Here is a 23,356-nt window from a genome sequence, read left to right as displayed (position 1 = left end):
TATTCGTATACTAAAATACCAATAATCTTTTCAAAAAGCAAGAAAAAATATCTTTTTATTTAGAATGATTATAATTTAATAATAAGTATTGGAAGGCTATCATTGTTTTTGCATCTTCAATTTTATGTTCTGATAATAATGACTGTATTTGATCAATTGGAATTTTAGTTAAATTCAAGAACTCATCCTCGTCTAAATTTACTTTTCCTTCTTTTAAATCTTTCGCGATATAAATACTTACTTTCTCGTTACAGAACCCTGGACATCCATATACTTCACCTATGAGTTCGAGTTTATCTGCAACGTATCCTGTTTCTTCTTCTAATTCTCTAAGTGCAGCCGATTCACGTTCCTCCCCTATTTCTAATTTACCAGCAGGAATTTCGATTAATGTCTTTTCCATTGCTTTTCTATATTGTTCCACTACTAATACTTCATTTTCTGGCGTTATTGCTAATACGGATACTGCACCATTATGTAATACGACTTCGCGTTCACTCGTTTGCCCGTCTGGAAGTGTAACTTGATGTTTTTCTAGCTTAATAATACGGCCATCATATATCGTTTCTTTCGAAATCGTTTCTTCAGTTAGTTTCATTATAAGTGTGCCTCTTTTCATTAAAATAATTTATCTGGTAAACTTAATAAATAAAGTGTAGCGAAAGGAGCTTCAATATGCAAAAGAATACATTGAAAAGTGGCATTGAAATTTCAGAAGTCGGATTAGGTTGTATGAGTTTAGGAACAGATATTAACCATGCAGAAACAATTGTTGATGAAGCAATCAAACAAGGTATAACATATTTTGATACTGCTGATTTATATGATTACGGTGAGAATGAAAAAATCGTAGGACAACTTTTGAAAAAACATCAAGATCAACAAGATATTGTCATTGGATCAAAAGTTGGTAATCATTTTGATAAGGAGAAACAAGAACACTTTTGGGACCCTTCTAAAGAACACATTATGAAAAGTATTAAAGAATCTTTACAAAGATTGGATCTAGAACAATTAGATTTATATATGTTACATGGCGGTACGATTGAAGATAACAAAGATGAAACAATAGAAGCATTTGAAAGATTAAAAGAACAAGGTCTTATAAAAGCATATGGTATTTCGTCAATTAGACCTAATGTTATCGATTATTACTTGAAAAACAGTAACATTGAAACAATTATGATGCAATTTAGTATTTTAGATAATCGCCCTGAAAGTCTTTTAGAAAAGATTAACGAGCATGGAGTTAAAATATTAGCAAGAGGTCCAGTTTCTAAAGGTTTATTAACTCATAAATCAAACGAGGTACTAGATCGTAAATTTAAAGATGGCTTACTAGAATATAATTATAATGATTTATCGGATACTATTTCTCAACTGAATAAAGAATATGATGATTTATCAAGTGTTACATTCAGTTATTTGAAATCATTTGACGCACTTGGCTCAATTATTACAGGTGCAAGTTCACCAGAGCAATTAGCTGAGAGTATCCAAAGTTATAATGGAACATTAACAGAAGATCAAATTAAGCACGCTCGTTCAATCGTTAAAAATATTGAATACACAAACCACTTACAATAAAAGTAAAGAGTCTGGGAGAAAATTATTTTTCTCCCAGACTCTATTTATATCTTTTTACTCAAAAAACTTTGTTTAAATAATTTTTCAAATGTACGAGGTGCTAATTGATAAAATCTCAATCCTAAATCCATCCATTTCGGTTCGTTTATTTCTATTTTTCTTTTAATCATACTTTTAACAATTTGTTCGCTTAAATCTTCTACATTAAGTTGTATTTGAGATGTAAGCTTTTCAAAGTGGCCTGAAGGGTCTGCTTTAGCATGAAATTGTGATTTGAAAGGACCTGGATTGACATTAAGTACATGTAAATCTTCGCGTTCAAGTCTTAAAGCATTTGTAAAACTACTCAAAGCTGCTTTTGAGGCTGCATAATGGCTACCGTATGGTGTTGTCACTTTAGAAGAAATCGATGAAATATTAACGATTGATGCCCCTCTTTTTAAATAAGGTAATATACGGTTCAATAGAATAATTAAATTGACGAGATTCGTATGATAAATGTCCTTAATTTCCTCATTTGTATGTGCCTCGTTAGATTTAAAGTAACCTAACCCAGCATTATTAATAATTCCATCATACATATTGTTCTGTGAAAGATTAAATTGTTCGACTTGTGCGGTATTATTCATATCTAATATAAAGACTTCTTTAATATTTTTATATGTCGTCATTAAATGATTGGCTTTATCCTCATTTCTAACAATGATTGAAACGTAAGCACCGTGATTATTCAATGATTGTATCAAGCTCTCCCCTAGTGAACCTGTGGCACCAGTTAATAAATAATGTTTACCGATCATTTAACTCATCCTTTATTCATTGTTATGTATAATGTATCATAACACTTCAAAAAAACTAAATACGATACAAGCAATTTTGACATAAGATTATATTTCTTTATAATTAAAATGAATTCATATGGAAGTGAGTGATTTTATTATGAAAATTGTGTTTTATGGATCTGGTAATATGGCAAACGCGATATTCACTGGAATTGTTAACAGTAAGTCGATTGAACCTGAAAATATTTATTTAACAAATAAGTCGAACCAAGAAGCATTGGAAAGTTATCATGAAGCTTTAGGCGTTAGCTATAGTTATGATGATGAAGAATTGTTGAAAGATGCAGATTATGTATTCTTAAGTACAAAACCTTATGATTTCTTAAAATTAGCTGAACGCATTAAACCTTTCATAACGAGTGATAATAAATTCATTTCAATTATGGCTGGTTTACCGATTAGTTATATTAGAGATAATTTACAAGTCGATAATCCAATTGCTAGAATTATGCCGAATACGAATGCGCACGTTGGTCATTCAGTAACAGGAATCAGTTTCTCTACAAACTTCGATCCTAATTCTAAGCAAGAAGTATTAACGCTTATTGAAGCTTTCGGTACAGCATTAGAAGTTAAAGAAGACCATTTACATCAAGTGACAGCTATTACTGGTAGTGGACCTGCATTTTTATATCATGTATTTGAACAATATGTAAATGCTGGTACTAAATTAGGGATTGAGCAATCTCAAGTTGAAGAGTCTATTAAAGAGTTGATTATTGGTACTGGTAAAATGATTGAACGTTCTGATTTAAAAATGGATCAATTACGAAAAAATATTACGTCTAAAGGTGGTACAACGCAAGCTGGTTTAAATGCGTTAAGCAACCATGACATAGAAGCTATTTTCTTAGATTGTTTAAACGCAGCTGTTAAGAGAAGTATCGAACTTGCAGAAGCGGATGAAGATTAATAAAATAAGATACAAAAAAACATCTCATCTTAAAATACATATAAGATGAGATGTTTTTTATATTTGAAATTGGTCATAATCTTTTACAAATTTAAAGTCATGAGTTACAGTTGAACGCAATGTGGCTTCAACTGTTTGAATATCTTCTAATTCATATCGATTAGATAAATGTGTGAATAGACCTTTTTTTACATTAACATCAGTCATTAATTGAAAGACATCTTCAATATGACTATGATAATAAGAATTGGCTAATTTTTTATCGCCTTCGATATACGTTGTTTCATGAACAATAACGTCTGCATCTTGAGCAAGGATATGTTCATTTTGACATGGCATCGTATCACCAAAGATTGTAATCACTTTCCCCTTTTTCTTAGGACCTTTGAAATCTTTAGATTGATAAGTTTGATTTTCATATTCAAAAGTTTCGTTTGCTTTTACTTCTTGATATTTTGGTCCAGGCTCTATTCCGATTGCTTTAAGTTTTTCAACATCAAGCTTCCCTTCAATATCAGGTGCTGTGATGCGATAACCGACAGATAATATACCATGTTTTAAAGGTAAAGCTTTAATATGAAAGCCATCAATATTAAGTTCTGTTTCCGTATTGAATTCATTTACAGTTATCGGGTAATTTAAATTTGATTGAGAAATTTCTAATGCCGTTTGTATAAACTTTGCTATACCTTTAGGGCCAATTATTGTTAAAGGTTTATCTTTACCACCTTGGAAGGAACGACTTGTTAATAATCCAGGTAATCCAAATATATGGTCACCATGTAAGTGCGTAATAAATATATGACTTATTTTGCCAAGTTTAATGCCAGTATGTAATATTCGGTGTTGAGTTGCTTCACCAACATCAAATAGCCATAGTTGATTGACGTGAGGTAGGCAATTAAAGGCAATTGATTGTGTATTTCTTTCTTTAGTCGGTAATCCGGCACTTGTGCCTAAAAATGTGAGTTCCATCGTCTTCCTCCTTACGTTATTATTATAACATGTATCGTACAATGATTTATAAAAATACATAAAAATGATGATGATTATACAACTTACTGAATAAATTGAAAATTTAACAGTTCAAATGGAAGAATATCAATCACTAACATGTTATAATAATTAATATTGTAAATTGTGAAAAAGTTAGAGAATCGAGGTAAATAAATGACAACCGAAACTAGAAATATTCCATGCTTAATTACAATATTTGGGGCTACAGGTGATTTAAGTCACCGTAAATTATTCCCATCTATTTTTCATTTATATCAACAAAATCAATTAGACGAGCACATCGCAATAATTGGTGTTGGTCGAAGAGATTGGACTACTGAAAAGTTCAGAAATGAAATTAAAGCTTCAGTAGAGAAACATGTACAGAATACAGACAAGTTAGATGAATTTATGGAACATGTGTTTTATCAATCGCACGATGTTAGTGACCCTTCTAGTTATGAAGAATTATTAGCTTTTTCAAATGAGTTAAATGAACAATATCAATTAGAAGGTAATCGATTATTTTATTTAGCAATGGCACCTCAATTCTTTGGAACTGTTACAGATTTCTTAAAATCTTCAGGTTTAACAGATACTGACGGTTTCAAACGTTTAATTATTGAAAAACCTTTCGGCACAGATTTAGCATCTGCTGAAGAATTAAATGAACAAATTAGACGTTCATTTAAAGAAGAAGAAATTTACAGAATCGACCATTATTTAGGTAAAGATATGGTACAGAATATCGAAGTGTTAAGATTTGCGAATGCGATGTTCGAACCATTATGGAATAATAAATATATTTCAAATATCCAAGTAACATCTTCTGAAATATTAGGTGTAGAAGATCGTGGTGGATACTATGAAAATAGTGGTGCATTAAAAGATATGTTCCAAAACCATATGTTACAAATGGTTGCTTTATTAGCAATGGAACCGCCTATTAGTTTAAACAGTGAAGATGTTAGAAATGAAAAAGTAAAAGTATTGCGTTCAATTAGAGCTTTAGATGAGTCAGAAGTTAAACAGAACTTTGTTAGAGGACAATATGATAAAGGTCAAATTGAAGGCGAAGAAGTTAGAAGCTATAGAGAAGAAGATAAAGTAGCAGATGACTCTAATACCCCTACTTTCGTTGCAGGTAAAGTATTGATAGATAATTTCAGATGGGCTGGTGTACCATTCTTTATTAGAACTGGTAAAAGAATGAAGAAAAAAGGTATTCAAGTCGTTGTTGAATTCAAAGAAGTACCAATGAATTTATATTATCAACGTGATTCAGAACTAGAATCAAATTTACTTGTCATTAATATTCAACCTAATGAAGGTCTTTCACTACATTTAAATGCTAAAAAACAAGTTCAAGGCATAGAAACAGAACCTGTTCAATTATCATACGCAATGAGTGCACAAGATAAAATGAATACAGTTGATGCATATGAGAACTTAATCTTCGACTGTCTTAAAGGTGATTCAACAAACTTTACGCATTGGGAAGAATTAAAAGCAACTTGGAAATATGTAGATGTGATACAAAATGTGTGGGACAATGATAAAGCACCGTTCCCTAATTATAGAGCGGGTACTAATGGACCGATTAAGAGTCAATTATTATTGTCTATTGATGGATTTAAATGGTGGGACGATATTAACTAATCTTTCCGCCAACAGGAGTGACTGAACATTGGAAGTAATTAAAGATTTACAAAGAGCAATTGTGTACATTGAAGATCATCTATTGAGCGATATCGATTTACAAACTTTGAGCGATCACGTTGAAAAGTCCCCTTTTCACTTGAATCAATCATTTACGATGGTTATTGGTATGACACCTATTGAATATCAACTTGCTAGAAGAATGACAGAAGCGGCATTTGATATATTAAGTGGTCATACACGTATTTTAGATATTGCTTTAAAGTATGGATACAGAGATGCACATGCATTCGCTCATGATTTTAATGCATATCATGGCATAAGTCCGCTACAAACGAAGACACATCAATCTATGCTTAAAATTAAAAAAAGAGTCTCTATTAAATTAACTTCTACAGAAACAGAACCGTTAAATTATTCATTACAATACAAAGATGATTTAAAGTTAGTAGGAAAAAATCATCATTATCATTCAAATGAACTAGATAATCATTTTTTAATACCTGACTTATTAGAAATGTTATTAGAGAATAATTACATAGAAGACTTTATTAAATATAATGATGTTAAACCTAATCAACTATTCGTTATTCGAAGACCACTTGTAGATGGACTCGAAGTATTTGTAGGTGTTCCTAGTGAAAGATATCCAGGTCATTTAGATAATTACTATTTACCTGGACATCATTTCGCGACGTTTAATTTACAAGGTGAATTAGATTTTGTAGTGAGTGAAGCTTGGCACCATATTGAAAATCAATGGCAACTTAAAATGCCTTATTTACATGATGATTTTTATGTTGAGGTATACCCTCTTGATGTTAATTTTGATCAAGAAACTTCTAAAGTACAACTTTGGATACCTATTGATCATAAAAGTATGAATTAAAAACAACCCGCTATCTCTTGGAGATAACGGGTTGTTTTGTTATATCAAATTATTTAGTCCATTCAGTATGGAAAATACCTTCTTTGTCTTTACGTTCATAAGTATGCGCACCAAAGTAATCGCGTTGTGCTTGAATTAAGTTGGCAGGTAAATCTTCTGAACGGTAACTATCAAAGTAATTGATTGCTGAAGAAAAACCAGGTGTTGCAATTCCTGCTTTGATTGCAGTCGCTGATACTTCTCTTAATGAACCTTGATATTTTGCAACGATATCGTTGAAGTAAGGATCTAATAATAAGTTTGTTAATGATGAATCATTATCGTAAGCGTCTTTGATTTTTTGTAAGAATTGCGCACGGATGATACAACCCTCTCTCCAAATCATAGCTAACTCACCTAATTTTAAGTTCCAGTTATTTGTTTCACTAGCAGTTTTCATTTGAGCAAATCCTTGTGCATAACTACAGATTTTACTCATATAAAGTGCTTGTCTGATTTGTTCTAAGAATGCTTCTTTGTCACCATCAAACTCAGTTACTTCTGGATTAAACGCTGTGCTTGCTTTAACTCTTTCATCTTTGAATGAAGAAATAAATCTAGCAAATACAGACTCAGTAATAATTGTTAATGGAATACCTAATTCTAAAGCATTGATTGAAGTCCATTTACCAGTACCTTTTTGTCCAGCTTTATCCATAATTTTTTCAACTAATGGTGTACCATCTTCGTCTAATTTATTAAAGATTTCGCCTGTGATTTCAATTAAATAACTTTCTAATTCGCCAGCGTTCCATGATTTAAACGTTTCAGCGATTTCTTTATGATCCATGTGTAATACACGTTTCATTAAGTCATAACTTTCAGCGATTAATTGCATATCTGCGTATTCAATACCGTTATGCACCATTTTTACATAGTGACCTGCACCGTCTGGACCAACATATGTTACACATGGAGAACCATCGCTTGCTTTTGCAGAAATGCTTTCTAAAATTGGAGCTACCAATTCATAAGCTTCTTTCTGACCACCAGGCATAATTGAAGGACCAGTTAAAGCACCTTCTTCTCCACCTGAAACACCTGTTCCAATGAAGTTTATTCCACTTTCATCTAAGTATTGATTTCTACGAATCGTATCTAAATAGTTAGTGTTTCCGCCATCGATAAGGATGTCGCCTTTATCTAATAATGGTAATAAGCTATCGATTGTTTTATCTGTTGCTTCACCAGCTTTTACCATAAGTAAAATTTTTCTTGGTTTTTCTAATGAATCTACAAACTCTTCGATTGAATAGTTTGGATGTATATTTTTACCCTGTGACTCTTCAACCATTTGGTCGACTTTCTCTTTTGAACGGTTATACACTGAAACTGAGTAACCACGTGATTCAATATTCCAAGCTAAGTTTTTACCCATTACAGCTAAACCAACTACACCTATTTGTTGTGTCATGAAATTAACCTCACTTTTTTTCATTTTCTAGTACATTTTAACATAGTTTGAATACGTTTTTCGTCTATAAAGTCTTTAATTTCAAATGAATACGTTTACATACTGAATTTTTATGCAAGTTCAGCAATTGCAACGATTTGTTCTGTAATTTTTTGTAATTCTACAACTGGCATACGTTCATTTGTTGTATGAATATATTCATATCCAACACCTAAAATAACAGTAGGAATTCCGAATCCACTAATAACATTTCCGTCAGATCCGCCACCTAGTTTAACAAGGTCTGCTTTACGTCCAATTTTTTCAGAAGATTTAACGGCTAATTGAACAACATCGTCTTCTTCAGTTAAGTTAAAGCTTGGGTACATAATTTGTACATTAACTTCAGCAGAACATCCGAATTCTTCAGCAGTTTTCTCGAATGCTTCTTTCATATGTGTAACTTGTTGATTCATTTTTTCGTCATCTAAAGATCTAGCTTCTGCTAAAATATATACATGATCACTTACGATATTTGTTGCTGTTCCACCTTCGAATCTACCGATATTAGCAGTCGTTTCTTCATCGATACGTCCTAAGTTCATATGACTAACAGCTTTAGCAGCAATATTAATAGCAGAAACACCTTTTTCAGGTTCTAAACCAGCGTGTGCTGTTTTACCTTTAATAATAGCCTCTATTTTAGCTTGAGTAGGAGCTGCTACAACAGTTGTACCTACTTTACCAGGCGCATCAATAGCAAAACCATATTTCGCTTGAATATCATCAGGATTTAAAGCTTTAGCACCAACTAAACCAGATTCTTCACCTACTGTAATGATAAATTCGATATCACCATGTTGAATATTGTTATCTTTAATAACTTGAATAGCTTCTAAAATTGCAGCTAAACCAGCTTTATCATCAGAACCTAAGATTGTTTCACCTTTAGAATAAATGTAACCATCTTCACGTAATTCAGGTTCGATATTATTACCAGGCGTAACAGTATCCATATGGCTTGTAAAATAAATCGGTGTCTTGCTAGAATCTTCACCTTTTAATTTACAAATTAAATTTCCAGCACCATAACCAGTTTCGCTTTGAGAGTCATCCTCTTTAACATCTAAACCTAAATCAGTAAACTTTTGCTTTAATAAGTCAGCAATCTTTCTTTCATTTTTAGATTCAGAATCTACCTTTACAAGTTCCATAAAAGTATTTAATAATCTTTCTTCATTAATCATGATTGTCCCTCTTTTCATTTATTTAAATATCTCATAATCTAGTGTATAATAGTTGATAAATATATACAAAACTAATGTTTAAAGAGAGGGTTATCATGGGAAATAAGAATGTACGTAAAATCATAATCATCGTAATGTTAGTAGCAATCGTAGCTGCACTTGTATTATCAGGTATCTTACCATTCCTATTAAATTAATAATATAGTTCAAAAGCGCTTGCTCATGATGAGTAGCGCTTTTTTTGGGGTGAGAGATACAAATTTTAATTAGGTAATATTAGAATATGTGGAACTCGTGAGTTAAAGACAGAATAAACTCACGAGATTGTGAAAGATGTGAGTTAAAGACAGAATTAACTCACGAGATTGTGAAACATGTGAGTTAAAAGCTACATTAACTCACGAGATTAAGAAACATGTGAGTTAAAGACAATATTAACTCACGAGATTGGAAAAGATGTGAGTTAATATTGTCTTTAACTCACGAGATTAGGAAAGATGTGAGTTAAAGCCAATATTAACTCACGAGATTAAGAAACATGTGAGTTAAAGACAATATTAACTCACGAGATTAGAAAACATGTGAGTTAAAGCCCACATTAACTCACGAGATTGGAAAAGATGTGAGTTAAAGGCAATATTAACTCACAAGATTAGGAAACATGTGAGTTAAAGTCAACATTAACTCACGAGATTGGAAAAGATGTGAGTTAAATGCAACATAAACTCACGAGATTAGGAAAGATGTGAGTTAAAGCCAATATTAACTCACGAGATTGGAAAAGATGTGAGTTAAAGCCAACATTAACTCACAAGATTAGGAAACATGTGAGTTAAAGACAATATTAACTCACGAGATTGGAAAAGATGTGAGTTAAAGGCAATATTAACTCACAAGATTGTGAAAGATGTGAGTTAAAGCCAACATTAACTCACGAGATTGAAAAACATGTGAGTTAAAGGTAACATAAACTCACGAGATTGTGAAAGATGTGAGTTAAAGTCAACATAAACTCACATCTCCCCCCACTATATACACAAAAAACGCAATGCCATATAGCATTGCGTTTTTACTTCTTAAGGCTACCGAATTGTGATTTGATTAGTAAGTATTCTTCTACTTCGTTTAATAGTTGAAATAGTGCTGCGATACTTTCTAATTCTTGATGTGTTTTTGGTAGCTCGATAGATTGTAATTTTATTTTAATGTCATATAGATTATGCAATCTCATGAGTGAGTAATCGTTACCTTGTACGTTTTGTGATACTTCTAATAACAATTGACTACATAAATGATGTGCATGTTGACTGTGTTGCATGGATTCGATTAATTTTTTCATTCTTTTTAATAAAGTTAATTGTTCTTCTCTCATATCAAAATAATGATAGTAAGAGTTCTCATTTCTCACAAAATGATTTTTAACTTCTCTAAATGCTAATGATTTAGCTTTTCTAATATTTTCCGAAACGATATCAAATGACGGTACATTAATTTTCTTATTTGGATCTTGTAAGCATTGACTATAAATAAAGGTTATTAATATAAAGTCGTCTTCTATTTTGCGTTTATAATTGTTAAGTTTATAATCTAAACTTGGCATAAACATATTCATGATTAAAGCTATACCTATACCAATTACAAGTAATAAAATTTCATTTACGACAACATTCATATCAATCGTTTTAGCCATATACAGATGAAGTATTATAACACAGCTTGTTACAATTCCTTCTTGTACACCAATCATGACTGTTACGGGTATAAATAAAAGCACCATAATACCAAGTATAATAGGTGTACTTCCTAAATAAGTGAAAAATACTGAACCTATCAAAATTGCTATAAAACATGCTACAAATCTATATATTGCAGCTTCAAATGATTTAACTCTTGTATCCTTAATGCATAATACAACAAGAATAGCACTGGATGCATAATTATCTAAGCCGATTAACCTAGAAAGGATGACAGCTAATGTCATCCCTAGGGCAGTTTTTAATGTTCTATATCCTATTCTATACGGTTTTATTTGCATAAGAAATGAACCGTTCCTTTACACTTCTTCGCAATACTCTTCGAATAGTGCTTGAATGTTTGTAATAACACTCATTGGATCGTGACCTTCGATTTCATGTCTTTCAATCATTTTGACAATTTTGCCATCTTTAAGAAAAGCAAATGATGGACTTGATGGTGGGTAACCTTCGAAATAATCACGTGCTGTTTCTGTTGCTTCTTTGTCTTGACCAGCAAATACAGTTACTAATTGATCTGGTAATTTATCATAGTGTAACGCATGTTGTGCTGCTGGTCTTGCGATACCGCCTGCACATCCACAAACTGAATTAACCATAACAAATGTTGTACCTGGTTTGTTGAAAGTTTCTTCAACTTCTTCTTTAGTTGTTAATTGTTTGTATCCAGCCGCTTCTATTTCATTTCTCGCAGAATTGACTACGTCGTTCATATATAAATTGAAATCCATTTCCATAAAAAAAGCCTCCTGTAATAATAGATAAGTCTATTTTACAGGAGATTTAAGGGTAAAACAATGACAAGGTTTTATTAATATATAGATGTGTTCTCGATTGTCATACTTTGTAATCTTTCTTTTACATATTTTAAGAATTCACCGGCCATTAAACCATCTAATATTCTATGATCAATGGATAATGATAAATTAACCATATCACGAATACCGATCATATCATTGACAACTACAGGTCGTTTCACAATTGATTCAACTTGTAAAATAGCAGCTTGTGGATGATTGATAATACCCATTGATGATACTGAGCCAAATGAACCTGTATTATTGACAGTGAATGTACCGCCTTGCATATCTTGAGAAGTTAACTTATGCTTTCTTCCTCTAGTTGCAAGATCATTAATTTCACGAGCGATACCTTTGATTGATTTATCATCAGCATTTTTAATAACAGGTACATATAATTTATCTTCACTTGCTACTGCGATTGAAATATTAATATCTTTATGAATTTTAATTTCATCGCCTGCCCAAGTACTATTTAACATCGGATATTTTTTCAATCCTTCTGCAACAGCTTTTACGAAAAATGCGAAGAATGTTAAGTTATATCCTTCATTTTGTTTAAAAGATGATTTATGATGTTGTCTTGTTTTAACAAGGTCTGTAGCATCAACTTCGACCATCATCCAAGCATGTGGAATTTCATGAACACTTTGCAACATTTTATTCGCAATTGCTCTTCTTACACCATTGACTGGAATTGAATCGCCAGGTAAAGAAGTTGTTTCTGGTTGAACTGTATTTTCAGCCACTTCTTGAACTGGTGCATCTACTTGTTTAGATGATGCATCTTCAGTTGGCACACCATTTTCAATCGCATTTAAAATGTCTTTTTTAGTCACTCTTCCTAAATTACCAGTACCTTTAACTTTATTTAAATCAATATTATTTTCACTTGCTAATTTAAATACAACTGGTGAATATTGACCGTTATTCATTGGACCTACTTGTGGTTTATTAGAAACAGGTGTTTCAGCTTTTGCAGGTTGCTCTTCTTTAGTTACTTCTGGTTCAGTTTGTTCATCGGCACTATTATTGTTTTCCTCTGATGTTTCACCTTCAACTTCCATTGTACAAATAACTGTTCCAACATCTACTGTTTCACCGGCTTCTACAACAATTTCTTTAATTGTTCCATTAAATGTTGAAGGGACTTCAGCTGTTACTTTATCTGTTATCACTTCGCACAGTGCATCGTACTCTTCAATTGTGTCACCTGGTTTAACAAGCCATTGTTCGATTGTACCTTCATGAACACTTTCTCCAAGTTTCGGCATCTTTACGTCCATAATTTAACCTCCTAAAATTCAGCTAATGTTCTCATTTTTTCTTCTATTTTCACAGGATTCATCATAAAGAAATCTTCCATAGGTGGTGAAAATGGCATAGCTGGTACGTCTGGACCTGCAAGTCTTGCAATTGGTGCGTCTAAATCAAATAAGCAATTTTCAGCTATTATGGCAGATACTTCACTCATAACACTACCTTCTAGATTATCTTCAGTTACAACCAATACTTTGCCAGTCTTTTTCGCACAATTAATAATTGTTTCTTTATCTAGTGGATATAATGAACGTAAATCTACTATTTCTGCATCTATACCTTCAGTTGATAATATTTCAGCTGCTTGAAGTGCGTAATTTACACATAATCCATAAGTGAATACTGTAATATCTGAACCTTCTCGTTTAACATCTGCTTTATCGATTGGTACAGTATAATATTCTTCAGGAACTTCTTCTTTTAATAGTCTGTATGCTTTTTTATGTTCAAAGTATAATACAGGATCATTATCTTCAATTGCCGCAAGAAGTAAGCCTTTAGCATCGTATGGTGATGATGGAATGACTACTCTTAAGCCTGGTGTTGAACAGAATATACTCTCAATACTTTGAGAATGATATAATGCGCCATGAATTCCGCCACCAAATGGACTTCTAATTGTTAAAGGACAATCCCAATCATTATTAGAACGGTATCTTATTTTAGCTGCTTCATTGATAATTTGGTTTGTTGCCGGAACGATATACTCTGCAAATTGAATTTCAGATACCGGTCTTTTACCCATCATAGCAGCACCAATTGAAGCACCCACTATATTTGATTCTGCTAATGGTGAATCGATTACACGCCCTTTACCATATTTGTTGTATAAATTTTTAGTTGCGCCAAATACGCCGCCTTTTAGACCAACATCTTCGCCGATAACAAATACATTATTGTCTTTTTCCATAGCTTGGTCCATAGCTTGATTAATCGCGTCAAGATAGGATAACTTAGGCATTCTTTTCGCCTCCTTGATCATATACATGTGTTAAAGCTTCTTCCGGTAATGGATAAGGTGCTTTTTCTGCATTTTTAGTAGCCGTATTGATTTCTTGTTTAATTTCATCTTCAATTTGGCTGAACCATTCATCATTTGTAACTTGATGTTCAACTAAATATTCTTTGAATTTAATCATACAATCATTTTCTTTTTCTTCTTTCATCTCTTCTGCCGGACGATAATTATCATCATCATCTGAAGAATGAGGTGTTAAACGGCTACATAATGCTTCAATGAGTGTAGGTCCTTCACCATTAATTGCACGTTCTCTTGCGCGTTTTACTGCTTCATAAACAGCTATCGGATCATTTCCATCCACTTGTTCACCAAATGCACCGTAACCTGCAGCTCTAGATGATAAATCATCTGTTGCATACTGTAAGTGACTTGGTACCGAAATGGCATATTTATTGTTTTCGATAATACAAATAAATGGCAACTTATGAACACCAGCAAAGTTCATTGCTTCGTGGAAATCACCTTGACTCGTACTACCTTCACCTAAAGTAGCAAGTGCAATCGCTTCTTTGCCATCCATTTTAAGTGATAAACTTGCGCCAACTGCATGTAACACTTGAGTTGTTACACAAGAACCTTGCGTTAAAATAGATAAATCTTTTTTACTAAAGTGAGATGGCATTTGCTTACCACCACTTGAAGTATCACCTTGTTTTGCAAATGCAGCTAACATAGATTCTTCTGCAGAAATACCACGAGCTGTAACTAAAGCTAAATCTCTATAGTAAGGTGCTAATACGTCTTCGTCTTTTAGTGCATAATATGTGCCAATTTGTGTTGCTTCTTGACCTTGACAACTAATAACAAACGGTAGTTTACCTGCTCGGTTAAGTAGCCACATTCTTTCGTCAATTTTTCTACCTAATAACATCCATTTATAAATTTCTTTTAAGTCTTCATGCGTTAATCCGACAGTCTTATAATCTAACATCTAATCTCTCCTCTTTAGACGTGAATAGCACGATTCTCAGATTTTAACCCTAGTTCCATGAGCACTTCTCCAATTGAAGGATGTGCATGTACAGTAGTTGCTAGTTCTTCAGTAGAGCCATTCATAAATGTAAATAGAGCTGCTTCATTAATTAATTCAGTCACTTTTGCACCAATCATATGAATGCCAAGCACTTTTTCATTGTCTATATCTTTAATTAATATACATTCACCAAGTCCATTATTTTCGATGACGGATTTGCCAATCGCTTTAAATGGTACTTTAAATTTTTTGAAATTAATATTTTGCGCTTTTGCATCTTGTTCAGTCATCCCTATCGATGCAATTTCAGGATTTGTATATATACATCTTGGTACTGTTAAGTAATCTAATGTGATAGGATTTTTATCAAACATATGCTCTACAGCAATTGTGCCTTCTTTTGTTGCAACATGTGCTAATTGATAATTGCCGATGACATCTCCAACCGCATAAATATGTTTATCATCAGTTTGATAAACATCATTTGTTAGTATATAGCCTTTATAATCGGTCTTTATTTTTGTGTTGTTCAATCCTAAATCTTCAGTATTCGGTGTTCTACCAACTGCGACTAATACTTTTTCAAAAGTTTGTTGCTCATTTTGAAGTGTGACATCTACATGTTTATCATGTATGTTGACATCTTGTTCAGATAAAGGACAATTCTCATGAATGGTTATGCCATTTTCTTCAAAGCTACGTTTAATCGTTTTACTGATTTCTCGTTGTTCGTTAGGGATAATGGATTGCCCAGCTTCAACAACTGTTACTTTTACACCTAAATCATTTAGTAAAGATGCAAACTCAAGTCCAATTACACCGCCACCGATAATTAACATGCTTTCAGGCAACGTTTCTAATTGCATCATATCATCACTTGAAATGATGGTCTGATGGTTAAACTTTAAGAATGGTAATTCAATTGGTCTTGATCCTGTTGCAATTAATACATGTTGATTAACGAGTAGTTCTGATTCGCCATTTTCAAATTCAACAGATACAGTTCCAGCTTGAGGCGAGAACAATGAAGGTCCTAGAATTCTGCCATTACCTTCGTAAATGTCAATTTTGTATTTTTTCATCAAACTTTGTACACCATTGTACATCGTAGTAACTGTTTCATCTTTCTTAGCAACAACATCCGTCATTTCAAAATCAGCTGAAGCAGTTTTAATACCATATTCGTTTGAATGTTGTATGTATCTTAAAATTTCTGCAGTTTTTAAATATGATTTTGTAGGTATACAACCTTTATGTAAACAAGTTCCACCTAACTTAAATTTCTCTACAATTGCGACTTTTTTTCCTAGTTGTGAAGCACGAATTGCTGATACATAGCCTGCCGTACCGCCACCTAGAACGACTAAATCATATTCTTTAGACATAGTATTACTCCTTATTCATATGACTTGGTACTAATTTTACCGTGTAAGAGGTCCATTACGCCAATATTTAAGGCGTGCATTTCTTTTTCTCCTTTATATATAGTAACATTTTGTAGCCAAGATACATATTGTTTTACTTTATTTGTGATATATTTTGAATAACTTAATCCGCCAGTTATGATAATTTGATCGATTTGACCTTCTAAAACGACCGCGCAAGACCCTATTGATTTAGCAATTTGATAACACATAGCATCTAAGACAAGTTTAGCAGTTTTATCGCCATTTTCCATCATTTGTTCTACTTTTAAACAATCATTTGTACCAAAATATGATAATAACCCAGAATTTTTACTTAATTCATTATTAGCTTCTTTAGCATTTAAATCGTGATCAATAACCCATTTAATTAACGCATCATTTGGAATGGAGCCAGCTCTTTCAGGACTAAATGGACCCTCGCCTAACAAGCCGTCATTAACTTCGATGACTCTTCCTTTTCTATGAGCACCTACACTTATACCGCCTCCAAGATGTGCGACGATGACATTAATATCTTCATATGCTTTGTTCATATCAGCTGCATATTGTTTAGCGACTGATTTCTGGTTTAATGCATGGAAGATACTGCGTCTTTCAATACCTTTAATGCCAGTAATTCTTGCTTCAGGTATTAATTCATCTACGACGACTGGATCAACAATATAAGCCTGTATATTTAATTCTTTAGCAAATGTATAGCCGATAATACCACTTAAATTTGAGGCATGATATCCATATTTAAAAGATTTCAAGTCTTGATACATGATGTTATTAACAAGATATGTTCCACCTTGTATAGGCTTTAAAACACCACCCCTACAAGCAATAGCATCTATTGCTTGTAGTGAGATATGATGTTGGTTTAATGAGTTCTTGATACTTTCAAGTCGAAATGGGACTTGATCAATTAATGGAAGATTAGTTTGATCGATATCATGTCTGATAACATCTTCAAATAACATATCATAGTTATTAAATACTGCAACTTTAGATGATGTGCTTCCTAAATTAAGTACAAGAATTTTTTTCATTATTTTTTACCTCTAGAAATGATAGATCTTTCAGTTTTCAAGAAATTACTTCTTACATTCATAAGTTGTTCAATGCGTTCTTCAGCTAAAATTTCAGCTGCACGTGCAGTAGTAATTTGATCTCGCTTACTAATTTCAAATACTTTATCCATTTGGTCATAGATTTTTTCAATGTTTGAGATAGCACGTACTTCATTGTATCCATCTAATTCATCCGCAACGTTGATAACACCACCAGAGTTAGCAACGAAGTCAGGCGCATATACAATACCTTTATCTTCTAATTGAGCACCGTGTACATCTATGTCTTGTAATTGGTTGTTTGCACTACCACATACGACTTTCACTTTTAAGCGTGCAATAGTATCGTCATTTAATACGCCACCTAAAGCACAAGGTGCAAAGATATCAGCATCTACATCATAAATATCATTAATACCGACACTTTGAGCGTTGAAGTCATTTACAACTCTATCAACAGCTTCTTGGTTAATATCCGTTACAACTAATTGAGCACCTGCTTCATGTAAATAACGACATAGTTCGTAAGCAACGTGTCCAACACCTTGAACAGCAACTGTTTTCCCGTTTAAGTCATCTGTTCCAAATGCTTCTTTAGCTGCGCGTTTCATAGAAACAAATACACCTAATGAAGTTTTAGGACTTGGGTTACCACTAGATTGGTGGCTTTCAGATAAACCAACTACGTAATCAGTTTCTTCAAAGATAATATCCATATCGTCTTCAGTCGTTCCTACATCTTCAGCAGTAATATAACGACCATTTAAACTTTCTACATATCTACCTAAAGCTCTAAATAAAGCTTCTGATTTATCTTTTTTAGGATCTCCGATAATAACTGTTTTACCGCCACCTAAGTTTAAACCAGCTGCAGCATTTTTATATGTCATACCTCTTGATAAGCGTAATGCGTCATTAATAGCTTCTTCTTCACTTTCATATGGCCACATTCTACAACCACCAAGCGCTGGTCCTAATGTTGTATCATGAATCGCAATGATTGCTTTTAATCCTGAACTTTTATCGTGACAAAATACGATTTGCTCATAGTCATATTTTTCTATCGTTTCGAATAACATAATAATCCCCTTTTCAACTTTTATATAATAACTTCATTTCTAATTTTACATGAAATGTTTTATTTATCAAATAAATTGACGAAAAATGATAGCGCTTACAAAAAGTAAAAATTTTTAGAAAATTCAATCTTTATTGATATAAAAGCATTGTAAGCTCTTTCAATACTTTGAAATAAAGAGTATAGTTATTAATTTGTTATTATAATATACTAAATAAGCATTAACGCACTACAAATAGAATGAAATTTATCTTGTGATGAATCTGATCTAGAAGTTAAAATTATGGGTATTTTTGCACCAATTATAACAGATGCTACATCAGCGTTCGATAAATATACGAGAGATTTATATAAAATATTGCCACTTTCAATTTGAGGGACGATTAAACCATCAACATTACCTGATATTTTTGAATCTATTTTTTTAATAATGGATGCCTTTTTATTAATTGCAGCATCAAATGCAATTGGACCTTCTATTTCAAGGTCTGGTTTTTCTTGATTGAGATAAGATACCACTTCTTTCGCATCAACCGACGACTGCATTTTCGAATTTACATTTTCAATTGCAGAAAGCACCCCTATTTTAGGTGAGTCGATACCAATTTTTTTGAGTGAATAAACTAAATTCGATGTGATTTCAATTTTTTGTTCGATATTTGGTGCAATGTTCATTGCAACATCTGATACGGTTAACATCTTGTGATACTCAGGTATATTAAATATTGCGATATGACTCATTCTATAGTTGGTCTTCAAGTTATATTTATCTTTTAAAACTTCTTTCAATAATTCTGAAGTTGAAATTAATCCTTTCATTATTAAGTCTGCTTTTCCATCTGCTACAGCTTGTACACATTGCGATACAGTATGTTCTTCGTTAAGTGTTTGAATAATTTCTATTCTATTTAATTCTTCATGTGTTAAATTAAATGACCTGATCAACTCATCTTGTGGTCGTTCATCAAACAACATGAATCTAGCTTTTGTATGTTTAATCGCTTTTACAATTGCTTTAATGACACCTTCATCATTTGATTTACATACAGCAATTGTAGCTGATATATTTTGACCATTTTTTATCATATCTTTAAAAAGCATTTAATCCCCTCCTATTACTATCATAATCAAATTGTACCGTTTATTCCATTTTTTCAATGTTTACTTTTACTCATTATCTCATATATAATATAAGTTATTAATTAATAGGAGTTTTAACTTATGCAAAAGTATATTGCATTACTCATTTTGGTCATACCAGGTATCATTGCAGGACTAGGTATTAAATGGATGAGAGATGCTGTTTTTGGACAACTTGTTCCACAATTACATTTTATTTGGTTACAGTTTTTATTAGGCTTTATCTTCTTTGTATTTGGTGTAGTGTTCATTGGGGGTTATATACTGCATCGTGAAAAGAAAAATAAACGCGCACAAGAACATTTTATGAAGAAACAAAATGCCAAAAAAAGAGACTAGGCTTACCTAGTCTCTTTTTTAAACTTTTCATATAGATGTAATAAAAACTCACCATTTGTAGGTCGTACATACAATTTTTCGCTATTATACCAATAGGACTTTAATTCTTTATCCCAAGCTAATTTAATAGCATGCCTGATAGACCTTTCCACATTATTCGCTTGAATATTATAATTTTGAGAAATTAAAGGATATAGTTCTTTAGTTAACGGCATCTTACGATTATATTGAAGCATAAGGTGTACACCATACTTAATATATTCGTACCCGTTTAAATTTGATGAAAATCCAATCTTCTCTAGTAATAAATCTAAAGCGTCCATTTCTTCTATATTAGAATCTGTTGTTGTTAATACACGTTGTATCGTATCTAACAAGACATCAAACTCAACAGGTTTAATTAAGAAGTAATCTACTCCTAATGAAACAGATTCTTTTAAGACATCATCACTTACAAAAGCACTCATACATATCACTTTAAATTGCTTATTTTGTTTTATATATTTTTTAAGCAAAGTCATGCCATCAATGTGTGGCAAGATTAAGTCTAATAGAAGAACATCGAAAACTTCTCCATTTAAAATGTCGAGTGCCTCTTTACCGTTGTATCCAATATTAACAATTTCAATATCGTGTTTCTTTAAATATTGTGCCATTTCACTAACATATGCTTTCGAGTCTTCTATTATTGCTACCTTAATTACCATGCTTAACACCCTAACGAATCATTCTATTTTAAATTTTTGTTTTGTATAATCATTTCTTTAGCGTGTTGTCGTGTTAATTCTGTAACTTCAACACCTGATATCATTCTTGCTATTTCATCTATCTTATCTTCACCATCTAATTGTTTTATAGAAGTCGTTGTTCTATCATTTACGGTTTCTTTAGCAATATACAAATGATTATCACTTATTGCAGCGACTTGAGGTAAATGAGAAATACATATCACTTGAAGTGTTTGCGCTATTTGATGCATTTTTTCAGCCATTTTTTGTGCGACTCTTCCAGATACACCTGTATCTACTTCATCGAATAAAATTGCTGTTTGTCCTTTTGAAGAAACAAATATACTTTTCAACGCAAGCATTATTCTTGAAAGTTCGCCGCCAGAAGCTATTTTATTTAAGCTTTTTAATGGTTCGCCTTTATTTGGACTGATTAAGAATTCTACTTCTTCTAAGCCATATTGAGTAGGCTTCGTTTTAGTAAATGTAATTTCAATATTCGCATCTTGCATGTGTAAATTCTGTACTTCTTCAACTAATCTATCTCTCAGGTTCAACGCAACTTGTCTTCTTTTAGCTGATAGTGCTTCACCGTATTTTACAACGTTTGTATGAAGATCATTAATTTCTTCACGTAATTGAGAAGTACTTTGTTCATAGTTCTCAATTTTATAAATTTCATCGTCAATTTTATCTCTATATTTGATTAATTCAGGTATGCTTTTGCCATATTTACGGTTGAGATCTGTGAGTACATTTAATCTAGACTCATACTCATTTAGTAAAGATTCATCAAAGTCATTAGACGTTAACTCATTATATAGTTCATGTTTATAGTCTTCTAAAGTGTAATACATTTGATCTAATTCTTCACTAAAAGCAGTGTATTTATCTGGAATTATATCGTTTATATGTTGAATTTCTTGATTAAGCTCATAAATTTTATCAGTAATGTTTTCTTCACTACTCAATAACATATGCGCTTTATTAAGACTTTCGTTTATTTTTTCGTGATTTTGAAGTTTCTTAATTTCTTGATTCAAAAAGTCAATTTCGTCTTCTTTTAAATTCGCGTCTTGTAATTCATCTCGTTGGAATTTTATTAAATCTAATCTTTGTAATAATGCTTGGTCTTGAGATTCTAACTTTTCAAGTTCTTGTTTCTTTAAGCGATAAGATTGAAAAGTTTCGTCGTATTGATCAATTTCAGCTTGATAAGTACCATCAGCATAATCATCTAACAATGATAAATGATATTTAGGTTTAAGTAATATTTGTGTTTCATGTTGTCCATGAATATCAAGTAATTCTTGCATAACAATTTTCAAATCAGATAGCGTTACATTCTGATTATTTAATTTACATATACTTTTCCCTGAAGCAAAGATTTCTCTTTTTACAAATAAGAAATCTTCGTCAAAGTCGATATCTAACTCACTTAAGATCTTATTGACGTTAGGTACATTATCAATATCAAATACGCCTTCAATTATCGCCTTCTGTTCGCCATGTCTCACGAAACTTTGTGAGGCTCTTGCACCTACTAACTGACCAATAGCATCTATAATAATAGATTTACCAGCACCAGTTTCACCGCTTAAAACAGTTAGTCCACCCGAAAAATTAATTTCTAAAGATTCAATTATAGCGAATTGTTTAATTGTAAGTGCTTGTAACATTGTATATTAAATCTCCTTTAAAGCATATTAAAAATTCTATCCGTTATCACTTCAGCTGCTTCTGTATCTTTACAAATAATTAAGCAAGTGTCATCACCGCATATCGTCCCAATTACTTCTGTCCAATCGATTTGGTCAATTATTGCACCGATTGATTGCGCATTACCTGGTAATGTTTTAAGTACTAATAAATTATCTGCTCCGTCAATTTTTACAAATGAATCCATTAAATATCTACCTAATTTATCAATCGGGTGATATTTACGGTCTCTAGGTAAACTATAGATATACTGACCAGAAGGTGCAGGAACTTTAATTAATTGAAGTTCTTTAATATCACGAGATATAGTAGCTTGTGTGATATTCAAATCATATTCATTTAGCCTTTTGACTAATTCTTCTTGTGTTTCAATTTGTTCGTTAGAAATTATTTCTCTTATCTTAATCTGACGCATTGTTTTGTTCGCCATTACATACACC

Annotated in this window: 23 protein-coding genes; 6 read left to right on the top strand and 17 right to left on the bottom strand. The window is 32.2% G+C overall.

The genetic code is table 11. The features are described from left to right. Nucleotides 1-55 precede the first annotated feature (55 nt). A complete protein-coding gene (locus LQ677_RS05005; RefSeq protein ID WP_107565205.1) occupies nucleotides 56-598 on the bottom strand; it encodes an NUDIX hydrolase in 543 nt (180 codons plus the stop codon). 77 nt (nucleotides 599-675) lie between these two features. On the opposite strand from LQ677_RS05005, the gene LQ677_RS05000 reads away from it, so the two are divergent. Further along, complete coding sequence (locus LQ677_RS05000; protein ID WP_239748135.1) at nucleotides 676-1,587, top strand: aldo/keto reductase; 912 nt, start codon at nucleotides 676-678, stop codon at nucleotides 1,585-1,587. Between the two features lie 44 nt (nucleotides 1,588-1,631). On the opposite strand, the gene LQ677_RS04995 is transcribed toward LQ677_RS05000, so the two are convergent. Further along, nucleotides 1,632-2,387: an SDR family NAD(P)-dependent oxidoreductase gene (locus tag LQ677_RS04995; RefSeq protein ID WP_239748134.1), complete on the bottom strand. Its 756-nt coding sequence runs from the start codon at nucleotides 2,385-2,387 to the stop codon at nucleotides 1,632-1,634. A gap of 139 nt (nucleotides 2,388-2,526) precedes the next feature. Between LQ677_RS04995 and proC the strand changes: the two genes are divergently transcribed. Continuing rightward, nucleotides 2,527-3,342, top strand: coding sequence for a pyrroline-5-carboxylate reductase (proC, locus tag LQ677_RS04990; RefSeq protein ID WP_025907039.1), 816 nt, complete (start codon nucleotides 2,527-2,529; stop codon nucleotides 3,340-3,342). Between the two features lie 57 nt (nucleotides 3,343-3,399). Here proC and rnz read toward each other — a convergent pair whose 3' ends face one another. Then, the gene (rnz, locus tag LQ677_RS04985) at nucleotides 3,400-4,317 is read right to left on the bottom strand and encodes a ribonuclease Z (protein ID WP_239748133.1); all 918 of its coding nucleotides are present in this window, start codon (nucleotides 4,315-4,317) and stop codon (nucleotides 3,400-3,402) included. Nucleotides 4,318-4,512: 195 nt separating this feature from the next. On the opposite strand from rnz, the gene zwf reads away from it, so the two are divergent. Further along, entirely contained in the window at nucleotides 4,513-5,997 is a 1,485-nt protein-coding gene (gene zwf / locus LQ677_RS04980) for a glucose-6-phosphate dehydrogenase (RefSeq protein WP_037588201.1), read from the top strand. 28 nt (nucleotides 5,998-6,025) lie between these two features. After that, nucleotides 6,026-6,886: an effector binding domain-containing protein gene (locus LQ677_RS04975; RefSeq protein ID WP_191835598.1), complete on the top strand. Its 861-nt coding sequence runs from the start codon at nucleotides 6,026-6,028 to the stop codon at nucleotides 6,884-6,886. A 49-nt stretch (nucleotides 6,887-6,935) separates the two neighbouring features. Here the strand turns inward: LQ677_RS04975 and gndA are convergent, their stop codons facing one another. After that, complete coding sequence (gene gndA, locus LQ677_RS04970; RefSeq protein ID WP_025907031.1) at nucleotides 6,936-8,339, bottom strand: NADP-dependent phosphogluconate dehydrogenase; 1,404 nt, start codon at nucleotides 8,337-8,339, stop codon at nucleotides 6,936-6,938. Nucleotides 8,340-8,449: 110 nt separating this feature from the next. Continuing rightward, nucleotides 8,450-9,565 carry a M20/M25/M40 family metallo-hydrolase gene (locus LQ677_RS04965; protein WP_239748132.1) on the bottom strand — a complete coding sequence of 372 codons (1,116 nt, stop codon included), beginning with the start codon at nucleotides 9,563-9,565 and terminating at the stop codon, nucleotides 8,450-8,452. A 95-nt stretch (nucleotides 9,566-9,660) separates the two neighbouring features. Here LQ677_RS04965 and prli42 point away from each other — a divergent pair, with 95 nt between their 5' ends. Further along, entirely contained in the window at nucleotides 9,661-9,762 is a 102-nt protein-coding gene (gene prli42 / locus LQ677_RS04960) for a stressosome-associated protein Prli42 (RefSeq protein WP_150527395.1), read from the top strand. A gap of 872 nt (nucleotides 9,763-10,634) precedes the next feature. Here the strand turns inward: prli42 and LQ677_RS04955 are convergent. The 9 genes from LQ677_RS04955 to LQ677_RS04915 form a co-directional block, all read right to left on the bottom strand. Continuing rightward, nucleotides 10,635-11,600, bottom strand: a complete 966-nt coding sequence (locus tag LQ677_RS04955; protein ID WP_191835599.1) for an aromatic acid exporter family protein — start codon at nucleotides 11,598-11,600, stop codon at nucleotides 10,635-10,637. An 18-nt stretch (nucleotides 11,601-11,618) separates the two neighbouring features. Further along, nucleotides 11,619-12,056, bottom strand: a complete 438-nt coding sequence (locus tag LQ677_RS04950; RefSeq protein WP_025904925.1) for a BrxA/BrxB family bacilliredoxin — start codon at nucleotides 12,054-12,056, stop codon at nucleotides 11,619-11,621. Between the two features lie 74 nt (nucleotides 12,057-12,130). Next, nucleotides 12,131-13,405, bottom strand: coding sequence for a dihydrolipoamide acetyltransferase family protein (locus LQ677_RS04945; protein WP_126477493.1), 1,275 nt, complete (start codon nucleotides 13,403-13,405; stop codon nucleotides 12,131-12,133). An 11-nt stretch (nucleotides 13,406-13,416) separates the two neighbouring features. Beyond that, a complete protein-coding gene (locus LQ677_RS04940; RefSeq protein ID WP_239748131.1) occupies nucleotides 13,417-14,400 on the bottom strand; it encodes an alpha-ketoacid dehydrogenase subunit beta in 984 nt (327 codons plus the stop codon). Continuing rightward, on the bottom strand, nucleotides 14,393-15,391 hold the full coding sequence (locus tag LQ677_RS04935; protein WP_025904928.1) for a thiamine pyrophosphate-dependent dehydrogenase E1 component subunit alpha: 999 nt from the start codon (nucleotides 15,389-15,391) through the stop codon (nucleotides 14,393-14,395). Before LQ677_RS04935 ends, LQ677_RS04940 begins: the two co-directional genes overlap by 8 nt. 14 nt (nucleotides 15,392-15,405) lie before the next feature. Beyond that, on the bottom strand, nucleotides 15,406-16,818 hold the full coding sequence (gene lpdA / locus LQ677_RS04930; RefSeq protein ID WP_191835600.1) for a dihydrolipoyl dehydrogenase: 1,413 nt from the start codon (nucleotides 16,816-16,818) through the stop codon (nucleotides 15,406-15,408). Between the two features lie 11 nt (nucleotides 16,819-16,829). Further along, the gene (gene buk / locus LQ677_RS04925; RefSeq protein ID WP_191835601.1) at nucleotides 16,830-17,891 is read right to left on the bottom strand and encodes a butyrate kinase; all 1,062 of its coding nucleotides are present in this window, start codon (nucleotides 17,889-17,891) and stop codon (nucleotides 16,830-16,832) included. After that, a complete protein-coding gene (locus LQ677_RS04920; protein WP_025904931.1) occupies nucleotides 17,891-18,991 on the bottom strand; it encodes a Glu/Leu/Phe/Val dehydrogenase dimerization domain-containing protein in 1,101 nt (366 codons plus the stop codon). The genes buk and LQ677_RS04920 overlap by 1 nt, the downstream gene beginning before the upstream one ends. 209 nt (nucleotides 18,992-19,200) lie before the next feature. Then, entirely contained in the window at nucleotides 19,201-20,091 is an 891-nt protein-coding gene (locus LQ677_RS04915; protein WP_191835602.1) for a phosphate acyltransferase, read from the bottom strand. Between the two features lie 120 nt (nucleotides 20,092-20,211). Between LQ677_RS04915 and LQ677_RS04910 the strand changes: the two genes are divergently transcribed. Beyond that, nucleotides 20,212-20,469: a DUF2627 family protein gene (locus LQ677_RS04910; protein ID WP_025904933.1), complete on the top strand. Its 258-nt coding sequence runs from the start codon at nucleotides 20,212-20,214 to the stop codon at nucleotides 20,467-20,469. Between the two features lie 2 nt (nucleotides 20,470-20,471). Here LQ677_RS04910 and LQ677_RS04905 read toward each other — a convergent pair whose 3' ends face one another. The 3 genes from LQ677_RS04905 to ahrC are packed head-to-tail and all read right to left on the bottom strand — an operon-like array spanning nucleotide 20,472 to nucleotide 23,346. Then, nucleotides 20,472-21,176, bottom strand: coding sequence for a response regulator (locus tag LQ677_RS04905; protein ID WP_025904934.1), 705 nt, complete (start codon nucleotides 21,174-21,176; stop codon nucleotides 20,472-20,474). Nucleotides 21,177-21,199: 23 nt separating this feature from the next. Next, a complete protein-coding gene (gene recN, locus LQ677_RS04900) occupies nucleotides 21,200-22,876 on the bottom strand; it encodes a DNA repair protein RecN (RefSeq protein WP_191835603.1) in 1,677 nt (558 codons plus the stop codon). A 17-nt stretch (nucleotides 22,877-22,893) separates the two neighbouring features. After that, nucleotides 22,894-23,346 (bottom strand): transcriptional regulator AhrC/ArgR, encoded by a 453-nt coding sequence (ahrC, locus tag LQ677_RS04895; protein WP_025904936.1) that lies wholly within the window; start codon nucleotides 23,344-23,346, stop codon nucleotides 22,894-22,896. Between the last annotated feature and the right edge of the window lie 10 nt (nucleotides 23,347-23,356).

Origin of the sequence: Mammaliicoccus sp. Q-M61 (assembly GCF_022386055.1) — a bacterium.
Lineage (GTDB): Bacteria > Bacillota > Bacilli > Staphylococcales > Staphylococcaceae > Mammaliicoccus > Mammaliicoccus sciuri_A.
Note: the sequence above shows the minus strand (reverse complement) of the source record. Positions and strands in the feature narration are given on the sequence as shown.